General features: G+C 62.8%; 16 protein-coding genes and 1 pseudogene. 13 read left to right on the forward strand and 4 right to left on the reverse strand.

The window, feature by feature from the left end:
• Nucleotides 1–6: 6 nt before the first annotated feature.
• Nucleotides 7–477, reverse strand: a complete 471-nt coding sequence (locus VL202_RS18395) for a DUF2271 domain-containing protein (RefSeq protein ID WP_325465528.1) — start codon at nucleotides 475–477, stop codon at nucleotides 7–9.
• 27 nt (nucleotides 478–504) lie between these two features.
• The gene (locus tag VL202_RS18400; RefSeq protein WP_325465529.1) at nucleotides 505–846 is read right to left on the reverse strand and encodes a hypothetical protein; all 342 of its coding nucleotides are present in this window, start codon (nucleotides 844–846) and stop codon (nucleotides 505–507) included.
• A 162-nt stretch (nucleotides 847–1,008) separates the two neighbouring features.
• Here VL202_RS18400 and VL202_RS18405 point away from each other — a divergent pair, with 162 nt between their 5' ends.
• The 9 genes from VL202_RS18405 (at nucleotide 1,009) to VL202_RS18445 (ending at nucleotide 9,587) form a co-directional block, all read left to right on the forward strand.
• On the forward strand, nucleotides 1,009–1,668 hold the full coding sequence (locus VL202_RS18405; protein ID WP_325465530.1) for a response regulator transcription factor: 660 nt from the start codon (nucleotides 1,009–1,011) through the stop codon (nucleotides 1,666–1,668).
• Nucleotides 1,665–3,044 carry an ATP-binding protein gene (locus VL202_RS18410; RefSeq protein WP_325465531.1) on the forward strand — a complete coding sequence of 460 codons (1,380 nt, stop codon included), beginning with the start codon at nucleotides 1,665–1,667 and terminating at the stop codon, nucleotides 3,042–3,044. Before VL202_RS18405 ends, VL202_RS18410 begins: the two co-directional genes overlap by 4 nt.
• A 95-nt stretch (nucleotides 3,045–3,139) precedes the next feature.
• The gene (locus VL202_RS18415; protein WP_325465532.1) at nucleotides 3,140–3,637 is read left to right on the forward strand and encodes a hypothetical protein; all 498 of its coding nucleotides are present in this window, start codon (nucleotides 3,140–3,142) and stop codon (nucleotides 3,635–3,637) included.
• Nucleotides 3,638–3,740: 103 nt separating this feature from the next.
• Nucleotides 3,741–4,403: a response regulator gene (locus VL202_RS18420; protein ID WP_325465533.1), complete on the forward strand. Its 663-nt coding sequence runs from the start codon at nucleotides 3,741–3,743 to the stop codon at nucleotides 4,401–4,403.
• A gap of 32 nt (nucleotides 4,404–4,435) precedes the next feature.
• Nucleotides 4,436–5,764 (forward strand): ATP-binding protein, encoded by a 1,329-nt coding sequence (locus VL202_RS18425; RefSeq protein ID WP_325465534.1) that lies wholly within the window; start codon nucleotides 4,436–4,438, stop codon nucleotides 5,762–5,764.
• 256 nt (nucleotides 5,765–6,020) lie between these two features.
• Nucleotides 6,021–6,407: a DUF2946 family protein gene (locus tag VL202_RS18430; RefSeq protein ID WP_414692892.1), complete on the forward strand. Its 387-nt coding sequence runs from the start codon at nucleotides 6,021–6,023 to the stop codon at nucleotides 6,405–6,407.
• A gap of 263 nt (nucleotides 6,408–6,670) precedes the next feature.
• Nucleotides 6,671–7,780: an ABC transporter substrate-binding protein gene (locus VL202_RS18435; protein ID WP_325465536.1), complete on the forward strand. Its 1,110-nt coding sequence runs from the start codon at nucleotides 6,671–6,673 to the stop codon at nucleotides 7,778–7,780.
• Nucleotides 7,777–8,841: an iron ABC transporter permease gene (locus VL202_RS18440; RefSeq protein WP_325465537.1), complete on the forward strand. Its 1,065-nt coding sequence runs from the start codon at nucleotides 7,777–7,779 to the stop codon at nucleotides 8,839–8,841. The genes VL202_RS18435 and VL202_RS18440 overlap by 4 nt, the downstream gene beginning before the upstream one ends.
• Complete coding sequence (locus tag VL202_RS18445; protein WP_325465538.1) at nucleotides 8,838–9,587, forward strand: ABC transporter ATP-binding protein; 750 nt, start codon at nucleotides 8,838–8,840, stop codon at nucleotides 9,585–9,587. Before VL202_RS18440 ends, VL202_RS18445 begins: the two co-directional genes overlap by 4 nt.
• Before the next feature lie 115 nt (nucleotides 9,588–9,702).
• Here the strand turns inward: VL202_RS18445 and VL202_RS18450 are convergent, their stop codons facing one another.
• Nucleotides 9,703–10,167 carry an ABC transporter ATP-binding protein gene (locus tag VL202_RS18450; RefSeq protein ID WP_325465564.1) on the reverse strand — a complete coding sequence of 155 codons (465 nt, stop codon included), beginning with the start codon at nucleotides 10,165–10,167 and terminating at the stop codon, nucleotides 9,703–9,705.
• On the opposite strand from VL202_RS18450, the gene VL202_RS18455 reads away from it, so the two are divergent.
• Complete coding sequence (locus tag VL202_RS18455; protein ID WP_414692893.1) at nucleotides 10,130–10,639, forward strand: hypothetical protein; 510 nt, start codon at nucleotides 10,130–10,132, stop codon at nucleotides 10,637–10,639. The genes VL202_RS18450 and VL202_RS18455 overlap by 38 nt on opposite strands.
• Nucleotides 10,606–10,827, forward strand: a complete 222-nt coding sequence (locus tag VL202_RS25995; RefSeq protein WP_414692894.1) for a hypothetical protein — start codon at nucleotides 10,606–10,608, stop codon at nucleotides 10,825–10,827. The genes VL202_RS18455 and VL202_RS25995 overlap by 34 nt, the downstream gene beginning before the upstream one ends.
• 86 nt (nucleotides 10,828–10,913) lie before the next feature.
• Here VL202_RS25995 and VL202_RS18460 read toward each other — a convergent pair.
• A pseudogene (locus VL202_RS18460) lies at nucleotides 10,914–11,255 on the reverse strand (efflux RND transporter permease subunit); the annotation flags it as partial.
• Between the two features lie 45 nt (nucleotides 11,256–11,300).
• On the opposite strand from VL202_RS18460, the gene VL202_RS18465 reads away from it, so the two are divergent.
• Entirely contained in the window at nucleotides 11,301–11,414 is a 114-nt protein-coding gene (locus tag VL202_RS18465) for a hypothetical protein (protein ID WP_325465539.1), read from the forward strand.
• A gap of 38 nt (nucleotides 11,415–11,452) precedes the next feature.
• Nucleotides 11,453–11,659 carry a hypothetical protein gene (locus VL202_RS26000; protein ID WP_414692897.1) on the forward strand — a complete coding sequence of 69 codons (207 nt, stop codon included), beginning with the start codon at nucleotides 11,453–11,455 and terminating at the stop codon, nucleotides 11,657–11,659.
• Nucleotides 11,660–11,688 lie beyond the last annotated feature (29 nt).

Genomic DNA, 11,688 nt, shown 5'->3' on the forward strand with positions numbered 1-11,688 from the left:
ATCTATTCAGGGGCCGTAGGTGAAATCGGCGATATAGCGGCGGCCACGGACATGCGTGCCTGCACCCGTCGTCGTGAGCGGGACAACGATTTCCGAGGGACTGTCGCGCATGTCTTCGACAGCGGCATCGACGTGCAGCTCATAGCCCGCGTCGAACAATGCGTCGGCAAGATCCAGCGTGACTTCGAGCTTGCGACCGGCGCCGACACTGGCACCGGAAATGCCGTCGATCTGGGCCGTATCGCCGCCTGTGGCGCGGTACCAGTCGCTAAGATGACTGTAGTATTTGGCCTTTCCGCCGGCCATCCAGAGACTGCCGACATAGGCGCCTTTCGCGTCCGTGACGTAATAGACGAGATAGGCGCCGTCGCCGCCATAGTTCTGGACATTGGTGGTCAGGGTTACTTCACGGGCCGTTGCGATAGCCGGAACGGTCAGCGCGGTGGTCACCGCGAGTGCCGCAAGAAGAGTTTTCATCATCGTTTCCTTGCTATGGGGTGGGACCTAATTGACCTGAACCTTCGGCTTCGATCCTTGGAGGATCAGGCCGTTGGCAGGTGGCGTTGCGTGCAATGCGGGATCGAGGGTGCGCTGCTTGCGGTCGCCCCGGTCCTCTTCGTCATCCTCATCATCGTCATGATCGCCCTGGTAATGGTGATGACGGTGGTGCTTGCGCTTGTGGTGATGGCGGTCGCGATCGCTCACAGCCTGCAAGACATTTCGCTCGGATTTGAAAACCGGAAAGATTTCGCTGGCGGCCGGTCCCGCAATACCTGCCACCAGCACAAATGCTGCGAGCAGCCCGCCGGCAGCGGTCGCGTACAGAAATTTGCGATGCTTGTTCATGTCAGTCTCCTTCGTCCGAATTCGCGGAACCCCTCCGCTTCGGGACGCGACGAAGGTCAGTCAGCAGTCTGACGGGCTCCTGACGGGGCGTGCGGCATTGCTTCAGCTTCCCGTAAGGTGGCGGATGGATTAAGTCTCGGAAGACCAATACGAGGAATGGCGATGAGGGTGCTGCTGATCGAAGACGATACGGTGCTGGGGGCCGCCGTCCGCGACCAGATCGCCGGCGACGGGCATTCGGTCGACTGGGCAAACCGGCTGGACAAGGCCGGAGATGCCCTGGTTGTGGCCGCATATGATCTGGTGCTTCTGGACCTGATGCTGCCGGACGGGCTGGGCGTTCCGTTCCTCAAGGCGTTGAGGGCAAGGGGCGACGTGACACCCGTGATCATCCTCACCGCGCTCGACCAGGTATCGGATCGCATCGCCGGCCTCAATGCCGGTGCGGACGACTATCTGGTGAAGCCGTTCGATCTGGCCGAACTTTCGGCGCGCATCGGGTCGGTCGCGCGCCGCTATGTCGGAAACCCCAATCCGCTGGTCACGCTCGGCGCGTTGGAGATCGACCTTGCTGCGCGGCGGATACGGAACAACGGGTGCATCGTGGTGCTTACCGCCCGGGAATGGGCGCTCTTCGAGGCCTTCGTGCAGCGTCCCGGGCAATTGCTCTCAAAGGCGCAGCTCGAGGAACGTCTCTATTCCTTCGATACGGAGATCGACAGCAATACGATAGAGGTGCATGTGAGCCGGCTGCGAAAGAAACTAGGGCCACATGTGATCGAGACCGAACGCGGTCTGGGCTACCGGCTGGGGCAACCATGACTCTGCTTCATTCCCTCCAGGCGCGCGTGGCTCTAGCGGTCGGACTTTCCGTCACGATCCTGTGGCTGGTTGCAGCCTTCATCACAGCCCAGAGACTGGGTCATCAAATGGAGGAGGTGTTCGACAGGGACCTCCGGGCTACGGCCGAGCGTATCCTGCCGCTCGCACTGCACGATCTGCGCAAGCGCCAGCATGATGACGATGACGACGATCGCGAGGAACATGTCGAGGAGCTCCGCCCGCATGACCAGGCAATCACCTATCTTGTCCGCGACAGCGCTGGGCAGGTTCTGCTCAGGTCCTCGGGCGCCGAGGACACGGATTTCCCCTCCTTCGACGGCCGCGGGTTCCGCCGGACTCCCAGTCATCGTCTCTACTATGACGCGGCGCGTAACGGTAAAGTCACCATCACAGTCGCCGAACCGCTCGATCATCGCGCGGAAGTTTCGCGCGAGATGCTGGTCGCACTGGCGCTGCCACTCGTTGTGGTCATCCCGCTCAGCCTCGCTGCGGCCGCCTTTGCCACACGTAGTGGCTTTCGCCCCCTCCGCAGGCTCAAGCAGGCGTTGGAAGAGCGTGGCGTACACGATCTCTCGCCGCTGCCCGACACCGCGCCGCCGAGTGAACTGAAGCCGATCGCCGGCGCGATCGATCGGCTCCTTTCCGGCCTGCGTGCCGCTTTCGAGGCGGAACGCAGCTTTGCCGCGAATGCTGCCCACGAGCTGCGCACACCGGTCGCGGGCGCAATCGCCCAGGCACAGCGCCTGAGGACCGAGACCCGCGACCGGCAAGCCGCGCAGCGCGCCAGCGAAATCGAAGCGACCCTGAAGCGTCTCATGCGGATGGCAGAAAAGCTGATGCAGCTTGCTCGTGCCGAGGGAAGCCAGCTGCACCTGGATACGACTTCCGACATGAGACAAGTGCTGAGCCTTGAAGTGCGGCACTTTGGGGGATCGATCCCGGATGACCATTCGAAGATCGTCCTCTCTTTGCCGTCCACGCCGGTGATTTCGGATATCGACCCCGACGCGTTCGGGATACTCTGCCGGAACCTAATCGAGAATGCGCTGCGCCACGGAGCCCCGGGCCGACCCGTTGAAGTGGTGCTCGATGCCGACGGCACTCTGACCGTCGGCAACGAGGGGCCCATTCTACCGCAGACGTTGATCGAAAGGCTGCCGCAGCGATTCGAACGTGGCGGCGCAACCGGCAACGGGGCCGGGCTCGGCCTTGCAATTGTCAAGGCAATTGTCGATCGGGCGGGAGGACGGCTCACCATAATCTCGCCGGTTCCGGGGCGCCAGACCGGAGTCTGCATCAAGGTGGACGGACTGATCTCCCGCGCGAGTCCGTCCGCCCACAGCACCCGAGGGTGAAGCGAATAGGAACATGGGCAGGCGACGCTGGCCGGAAACCTTAAGCGGGCCATAAGCTGGGCCGGCTATCGAGCGGACATGGCACCGATGTCGCCATGCAGACCGCAAAGGAGCAAGAAATGCCTATTCGCAATAGCATCGCCGCGCTGGTTCTCACGTCGATCCTCAGCCTCCCGGGTGGGTTCGCCTGGGCGGAGACCGCCGCGCAACACGACCATCCGGCGGCCGTGACGGAACTGACGCTCAACGCCGGCGAAAAATGGAAGGGCGACCTCAACATGATCAAGGGGATCGACGGCATCCGCCATGCGGTCGCCGCCCGCCTTGAAGCGGTCCACCAGGGCACGCTTCCATCGGCAGAATACAAGACGCTTGCCGCCGGCATCCAGAAAGAGGTGGATTTCATGGTCGAGAACTGCAAGCTCGAGCCAGACGTAGACGCACAGTTGCACATCGTGCTCGGTCAGGTGATCGACGGGATCGGCGAACTGCAAGACGGGGTGGAGCCGCGCGAGAGTGTTGAGTTGATCGTGCATGCACTGAATGCATATGGGGAACATTTCGACCATCCGGATTGGCAAGCGTTGAAATGAAGCGGCGCCGGCGCGGCATGATCGCCTCGTCGCTCGACCAGGGCTATTCACCGGTGCGTCCGGTGGATAGCTTCCAAAGCGGAAACAATGGAGAGGTAGGCCGATGAGATTGCTGCTGGTCGAAGACGATATCCTGCTCGGTCGCGGGCTCGTCGCCGGCCTCTCGCAAGGCGGCTTCGCGACCGACTGGGTTCAGGATGGAGAGGATGCGGAGGTGGCGCTGGAAACTGCGGACTATGACGCGGTGGTGCTCGACCTCGGCCTGCCGCGCCTGGACGGGCTTTCTCTTTTGCGTCGAAGGCGCACCGCGCGCGACAGGACACCGGTTCTGGTGCTGACGGCGCGCGACACGATCGCCGACAGAATTTCCGGCCTGGATGCGGGCGGCGATGATTATCTGATCAAGCCGTTCGACCTGGCCGAACTGCAAGCGCGGCTTCGGGCGCTGATCCGGCGGTCGAAGGGCGTGGCCGCCCCTGTCCTCGTCAGCGGTCGGGTCACCCTCGACCCCGCGGGCCGTAACGTGACCCTCGACGGGCTGCCGGTCAGCCTGTCGAACCGGGAATTCGCGATATTGCACGACCTGATGCAGTCCAGCGGACGAGTGCTCACCCGCCAGCAACTCGAGGAACGGGTCTACGGATGGAGTGAGGAAATCGAAAGCAACACGATCGAGGTCCATATCCACAATTTGCGGCGCAAGCTCTTCCCGGAGGTCATCCGTACCTTGCGCGGTGTCGGCTACATGGTTCCCTCAAGCCCATGAGCAGTTCTCTCCGCCGTCGGCTGGTATTCTCATTGGGCGGCGGCATGGTCGCCGCATGGATGGCAACCGCCTATTTCACCTACGAGGACACACGGGGACTTATCGACGAGGTGATCGACGAGCATCTCGCCCAGACCGCCGACATGCTGCTCATGCTCGTGAAGCGCCAGCCTGTGGAAAACGTAAGGAACGCGCCGCCGATCGGCTCCCGGGCTCCTGGCCCGCAGCCATTGTCCTATCGCGTGCGGCTCGATCCACGCTCCTCGGACATCGTCCTCTCTGCCGGCCCGGCGCTTCCGGAATCGGAGTGGATTGCAGGTTATCGCGACGTGGTTGATGCCGGGGGAAGCTGGCGCATATATGGGGCAGCCAGCGAGGCGGGACTGCATGTCGATGTCGCCGCCCGCCACGAGATTGGAGAGAGCTTCGCCTCCCGGATTGCCGCCCATATCCTCCATCCTCTGTGGATCGCCGCACCTCTGTTGTCGGTACTGGTTTGGAGCTTGGTGCGCTGGAGCCTGCAACCGCTCGAAAGGGTCGCTGACGCCGTCAGGCGGCGTTCTGCGACCGATTTTTCGCCGCTTGAAGCCGAAGTGGCACCGACGGAGATCATGCCGGTCGTGACTGCACTGGATGCACTGTTCGGGCGGATCCAGGCTGTGAGGGGCCGTGATCGCCGCTTCGCGGCGGATGCGGCGCATGAATTGCGCACGCCGCTAGCCGCCATCCGCGCCCATGCCCAGGTGGCGCAACATGCCTCCGATCCATCGCAATGCAGGCAGGCGATCGAGGACGTGCTTATCGGAACCGAACGCGGAACGCGTATCGTCGAACAGCTGCTCGCTCTTTCGAGAGTGGAGGATGTGGACAGCGCGGAGAACCGCGAGAGGGTGGACCTCGCCGGACTGGCGCGCGAAGCGATTGTCGACTTTGCTCCCCGGGCAGCCGCCCTGAACATCGACATCGGACTCGAGGGTGGGGAAGACGCCTTGCCGGTCATGGGAAATGCCGACCTGCTCGCCGCCATGCTTCGAAACCTGATCGACAATGCCTTGCGGTACGGCGGTGGAGGCAGCATCGATGTGGTGCTCGGCCGGCAGGATAACGTGGTGAAGCTCCGTGTGGAAGATACCGGCCCCGGCATTCCCCCCGCGATGCGGCCCCGGGTGCTGGATCGCTTCTTTCGCGCGCCCGGCAATCGCGAGCAGGGCAGCGGCCTCGGTCTGCCGATCGTCGCGGCGATCATCGAGAGCCATGGCGGAACCCTCGTGCTCCGCGATAGGGTCGCCGGCCCCGGCCTCTGCGTAGAGGTCGCATTGCCTTTTTTTCAGGCCGGGCTCCCGAACAGCCGAGACCGCTAACGTGCCGAGCGGCGGCTCTTCCACGCCGTGTCCTGGATCGAAAATTACTGGTACGCAATGTGAGAGCCCTTGTCCGCTATGCAAGCAATTCGACGGATGTGGAATGGGCGCTGCGCCGCTGATGCGACGGCCGAACGGATCGGACGGCCTCGCAAGACTAAGTTGCGCGAAGTGTCCGCAGCCTGGTTGATGCAGAACAAAGAAGAGTGCGCCTGTCGCGGGTATTCATTCGTCGTTCACTGGATAGTGTCGCGGAATGCGCGGTGGGAGAACGGGAGTGGTTCGAGGACACCGCGGATGGCGAACGGCGCTTGTCGCGTGCTGTATGCTGGTCCTGTATGCCGTCGTCAGTGTGTCGGCGCTCCGTGCGATGCCTGACCACCCGCAGCTCGATGCTTTTGGCGGCACGATCTGCACCAGTGACACCGATGATCAGGGCGGCGGCCATGATGAGGCGAGCGATTGCTGTATGCTCGCTTGCAGCATGGGATCGCAGTTGCTGCCGACCGCATCGGATACGGGTTGGACCCGCCACGCCCCCGGTGCGTCCGATACGCTTCAACCTCCCCCGCAAACGGTTCGAATTCATTCCAATGAATACCATCCGGGCAATCCGCGCGCTCCCCCGCCAGTGATCTCCTGATCGCCTTGCGGCGAACGGTATGGCATTTGCAATAGATCGCATCCGTCCGACCGGCCCGCAAGAGCCGTTGGATTGCATCATCTCGGCCGATCCCAACACCATAGGGCCGGCTGTTGCCTCCCGCAATCCCGGCATCCGACCTCATATTCACCCATGACCAGCACGCGTGTCGCGTAGATCGCGGACCGGCAAACCACGCGGATCGGCATGCTGCCGACCCGTGCCGCCGGCATGCGAGCCAGCAATGAAATCAGGAGCTATCAATGTTCAAGATCAAGTCCGTTCTTCTCGCCGCCACGGCTCTGGTGTCGCTCGCGGGGCCGTGCCTTGCCGAAATCAAGGTCATCGACATCAAGGGGCGCGAGGTGACGCTGCCCAGACCCGCCGAGCGAATTGCCCTCGGCTTCTACTACGAGGACTATCTGGCGGTCGCCGGCCCAGGCGCGATCGACAAGGTCGTCGCGCTGTCTCTCTCCACCTGGAAGGATTGGCGGCCGAACCAGTTTGCCGCCTATGAGAAGGCGCTTCCGAAGCTCGCCTCGATTCCGGAAATCGGCAACACCGAGGATGGCACATTCCCTATCGAGAAGCTTCTGGCCACCAAACCCGACCTGTTGATCCTCGCCGCCTGGTCCTATGACGCTCTCGGGGAGGGCACACGGCAGATCGAAGCTGCCGGCATCCCGATCGTAACGCTGGACTATAATGCCCAGACCGTCGAAAAGCACACTCGCTCGACCGAGATTCTCGGCAAGGTGACAGGCGCTGACGGCCGCGCGAAGGCACTTGCGGGGATGTACCGGGCCGCCATGGAGGACATCGACGCCCGCATCCGGCTCACCGGCCCATCCGGCAAGAAGGTCTATGTCGAACTGGCGCAAAAGGGGCCGTCCGAGGTCGGCAACTCCTATGGCAGCAGCATGTGGGGGGCACTGATAGACAAACTCGGCGGCATCAATATCGCCAAAGGACAGATCGGCAACTGGGGACCGCTCAGTCCGGAATTCGTTCTGACCGAGCAGCCGGACCTGATCTTTCTCGCGGGCTCCGAATGGCGGGACAAGCCGCAGGCGGTGAGCGTCGGCTTCGGCGCCGATCCGGCCGTGACGCGCGAGCGCATGGATGCCTATCTGACCCGCCCGGGCTGGCGGGATCTGCCCGCAGCGAGGAACGGCGAGATCCATGCCATTTATCACGGTGGGGCCCGCACCCTCTCCGACTACGTCTATGCGCAATATATCGCCAAACAGCTCTATCCGAAGGCCTTCGAGGATGTCGATCCGGCCGAGAACATCCGCCGCTACTACGAAGCCTGGCTGCCGATCAAGGCAGACGGCGTCTTCGTGTTGCCCTATAGGGCAGCCGGACAATGACCCTGGCAATTGACGACTTCGAGACGGTGCGTGGCGCCTATCGTCGCGCATCGGTCCGCCGGATTGCCGCCATCCTCATCATCTCGCTTTGCCTCTGCGTGCTGATGGTGCTGGACTTTACGACCGGCCCGTCGGGAATGGCGCTTTCCGACGTCTGGCGCGGCCTGCTGGCCGGGCCGCAGGGTGAGGACAGGATGACGGCGACCATCCTCTGGCAATTGCGCCTGCCGCAAACGCTCATGGGTTGCCTCGTCGGTGCCTGCCTCGGCCTTGCGGGGCTGCAGATGCAGACGATCCTGTCCAATCCCCTGGCCAGTCCGTTCACGCTCGGCTTTTCCGCTGCGGCGGGTTTCGGCGCCGCGCTTGCTATCATGTTTGGCGCGCTGGTTCCGCTACCACCCTATCTCGCCGTGCCGGTCGCCGCCTTCGCCATGACGCTCATCGCCTGCAGCCTTGTCTACTTCATGGCGCGGTTTCGCGGTGCCACGCCGGAAATCCTGGTCCTCGGCGGCATCGCGGTATTGTTCCTCTTCCAGTCGGCGCAGGCGCTCCTGCAGTTTCTGGCATCGCCGGAAGTCCTGCAGCAGATTGTCTTCTGGCTGTTCGGCAGCCTGCTGAGGGCCAGTTGGACCGGCGTGACAATATGCAGCTTGATACTCGCCGCCTGCATTCCCTTCGTCATTCGCACCACCTGGGCGCTGACCGCGCTAAGGCTCGGAGATGCCAATGCCCGAAGCCTCGGCCTTTCGGTCCAGCGCCTTCGCAGGGAGACGTTCCTGATTGTCGCATTGTTGACGGCCGCGGCGGTTTGCTTCGTGGGAACCATTGGGTTCGTGGGATTGATCGCTCCTCATGCCGCCCGCACCCTCGCCGGAGACGACCACCGGTTTTCCCTGCCGTTGGCGGCGCTCATGGGCGCCATCATTCTCGTCGGCGCCTCTGTCCTGGGCAAGATCATATCACCGGCCGCAGCCATTCCTGTTGGTATCATCACCGCCGTCGCCGGGGTGCCCATATTGTTTGCGGTGATCTCGAGGCGCGGAAAGCGGAGCACGTCATGACGCGTTACCTTCATCTTGATCACGTCGATGTCCGCCACGGGCGGACACCCATCCTGTCCGGCGTCACCGTCTCGTTCGCGGCGGGCCAGATCGTCGGCCTTGTCGGACCCAATGGCGCCGGAAAATCGACGTTGCTGAGCGCCATCGCCGGACTTCTTCCATATTGCGGGGACATTACCTGGAACGGCAAGAGCGTCGATATCCACGAGATCGGCTTCATGCCGCAGCACTGCCAGATTCGCGCCGAGCTGACCGCACTCGAGGTTGTCCTGCTGGGTTGTCATGAGCGGCTCGGCTGGCGCGTCGGCGACGATCTTTTGAACGCCGCAGCGAAAACCTTCCAGTCGCTCGGCATCTCCGACCTCGCCCGGCGCGGAATGCAGGCGCTGTCTGGCGGTCAGCAGCAACTCGTCCTCCTGGCGCAGCGGCTCCTGCGGCAACCCCGTCTGCTCCTGCTCGACGAAGCGACGAGCGCACTCGACATCAAGCACCAGATGCGGGTGTTCCGCCTGCTGCGGGACTATGTCGATGAAACGGGTGCACTCGTGATCATATCGATCCACGATCTGAACCTGGCCGCCCGCCACAGCGACACGGTGCTCCTGCTCGACGCTGGCAAGGTCGCCGGGGTGGGTCCCTTCGAAACCGCCGTTACCCGGGAAACACTGCGGATCGTCTACGGGATCGAGGCTGAGTTCCTTTGTTCACAATCCGGCATTCCGTTGATCGTACCGCTCACTGCATGATCTGCCGCAGGTGTCCGATGAAAGGTCGGCCTCGGCTTTTTGGGCTGATGTCATGCTGCCCTACTTCAAGGCGGGACTCACGAACAATCCAGACGGCTGATGTCGGCTGGATCGTTCATGCCACGTCCTCCCGTTCTTCTTGCAGACGCCCGTCTCGCAGGTAATAGAGGCGGTCGAACCGGTCGTAGATCTTTTCATCATGCGTGACGGCGATGATGCAGGCATCCTGCTCCGCGGCGAGCTTGCGCAGCAGGTCCATGACGATGCCGGCCCGCTTGGAATCCAGTGCCGCCGTCGGCTCGTCGGCAAGAATGATACGCGGGCTGTTCGCCAGCGCTCTGGCGATGGCCACGCGCTGCGCCTCGCCGCCCGAGAGCAGAGCCGGCATCGCATCCTTGCGGTGGCCGATCTCGAGATAGTCAAGCAGTTCGACGGCGCGCCTCTGTGCCTCGGCGTCCGATTTCCCCGCAAGGTGCAGGACGAGGGCGACATTGTCGCGGGCATTCCTGGAGACCTTTGCGCAAGGCCGGGCGCGGCGGGAAATGACGGCATTGATGGGCCGCGTCGCCCATACGGCGATGCGCTATGGCGATACCGGGTTGGAGAAAGTACCGATCGGCTCGGTGCGTCCCGCAGATCGGCTGCTTATCCGACAGGGCGAAGTTCTTCCAGTCGATGGACGGATCGCCAGCCAGGTCGCTGTTCTCGACCTTTCGGCGCTGACCGGCGAGTCCCTTCCCCGCAAAATGCTCAGTGGCGAACAAGCACTGAGTGGATCGGCCTCTGCTGGACCGGCGTTCGATCTTATTGCCAGCCGAACCGCGGCGGAAAGCACGTATTCGGGTATCGTTCGTCTTGTGGAAGCAGCGCAGGCCAGTAAGGCTCCCATGGTCCGTATCGCCGATCGGTATGCGATCGGTTTTCTGTTGCTGACCCTGGCTATCGCATCGGCGACCTGGCCGATATCGGCGTCGCCATGGGAGCACGCGGTACGGCCTCGTCATCCGAGGTTGCTGGCGTGGTCCTACTCGTTGATGAACTGGCACCGCTGATCAAGGCCATGGCGGTCGCGCGCCGCAGCCGAAACATTGCCCTGCAAAGCGTATTCGCGGGACTGGGCCTTTCGCTCGCTGCGATGGCCGCCGCAGCATTGGGCTACCTGCCGCCGGTTCAGGGCGCTCTGTTTCAGGAAGTGGTCGTTGTGGCGGTTATCCTGAATGCTTTACGGGCGCTCAGATAGCGTCAGCGACCGTCGCCGTGCCCAGGCCGGAGCGCCTTTCCACATTGCTTCTTGAACAAGCTGCCGGCCATATCCGACACGGGGCTTCATGTTCTCAGCACCCGGGAGATGGCCGGGATGACGAGCACGGTAAACAACGTCGATAAAATCAGGCCGAACAGCAGCCAAATCACCCAGCTCTGAAAATTCGGTCCCTCGGGACGAGGGCTGCACCGATGATCGCCGCCAGCGCTGTGAGCAGGACTGGTTGAAGCGGATGGCGCCGGCCTCTATCAGCACCTCGGCAAACGATTGGTCCTGCCTGTCGGCATGCCTCACGAAATCAACCGGCAGGATCGAGTTGGAGACGATGATGCCGGCAGCGCGATGAACCCGATCATCGAGGTGGCCGATAAGGGCGCCTCGAACCGCCAGTGGCCGCCGAGGATGTGCGGACTGGCTTGTCTTCGGCGCCTCCGGCCTTGCGCGGAACCATGGGAGTATCCGATGCCTTCATCGGCCTGACGATCGTTGCCACCGACACATCGTCTCCCGAACTTGTGATGACCGTCGTCGCCACCTCCCCAATGAGCGCCACATCGCAATAGGCAACCTGATCGGCAGCAGCGCCTACAACATCCTGAGGATCCTCGGTTTCACTGCCTTACTGCCCGCTGGCGGGACTACCGTGGGGCAAGACCTGATCCTGATCGATATTCCGATCAGTGGACTGGCGGCACTGGCCTGCAACCCGATCTTCTTTTCGTTCATAAGGGTGACGAGGCGTCAAGGAGCTTCGCTTGTCGCCGCCTACCTCCTATACCTGACCTACGTGATACTTCTGCGTCGCTGACGCAGCCCGACACGCACGATGCATGGAAT

The organism is Pararhizobium sp. (assembly GCF_035497515.1).
Classification (GTDB): domain Bacteria; phylum Pseudomonadota; class Alphaproteobacteria; order Rhizobiales; family Rhizobiaceae; genus Pararhizobium.

What these genes read in the sequence shown, in the direction of transcription:
- VL202_RS18400 (WP_325465529.1), bottom strand. Translation starts at nt 846, where the DNA reads ATGAACAAGCATCGCAAATTTCTGTACGCGACCGCTGCCGGCGGGCTG.
- VL202_RS18455 (WP_414692893.1), top strand. Translation starts at nt 10,130, where the DNA reads ATGACGGCATTGATGGGCCGCGTCGCCCATACGGCGATGCGCTATGGC.
- VL202_RS18440 (WP_325465537.1), top strand. Translation starts at nt 7,777, where the DNA reads ATGACCCTGGCAATTGACGACTTCGAGACGGTGCGTGGCGCCTATCGT.
- VL202_RS18465 (WP_325465539.1), top strand. Translation starts at nt 11,301, where the DNA reads ATGGGAGTATCCGATGCCTTCATCGGCCTGACGATCGTTGCCACCGAC.
- VL202_RS18445 (WP_325465538.1), top strand. Translation starts at nt 8,838, where the DNA reads ATGACGCGTTACCTTCATCTTGATCACGTCGATGTCCGCCACGGGCGG.
- VL202_RS18415 (WP_325465532.1), top strand. Translation starts at nt 3,140, where the DNA reads ATGCAGACCGCAAAGGAGCAAGAAATGCCTATTCGCAATAGCATCGCC.
- VL202_RS18430 (WP_414692892.1), top strand. Translation starts at nt 6,021, where the DNA reads ATGCGCGGTGGGAGAACGGGAGTGGTTCGAGGACACCGCGGATGGCGA.
- VL202_RS18435 (WP_325465536.1), top strand. Translation starts at nt 6,671, where the DNA reads ATGTTCAAGATCAAGTCCGTTCTTCTCGCCGCCACGGCTCTGGTGTCG.
- VL202_RS18395 (WP_325465528.1), bottom strand. Translation starts at nt 477, where the DNA reads ATGAAAACTCTTCTTGCGGCACTCGCGGTGACCACCGCGCTGACCGTT.
- VL202_RS18405 (WP_325465530.1), top strand. Translation starts at nt 1,009, where the DNA reads ATGAGGGTGCTGCTGATCGAAGACGATACGGTGCTGGGGGCCGCCGTC.
- VL202_RS18420 (WP_325465533.1), top strand. Translation starts at nt 3,741, where the DNA reads ATGAGATTGCTGCTGGTCGAAGACGATATCCTGCTCGGTCGCGGGCTC.
- VL202_RS18410 (WP_325465531.1), top strand. Translation starts at nt 1,665, where the DNA reads ATGACTCTGCTTCATTCCCTCCAGGCGCGCGTGGCTCTAGCGGTCGGA.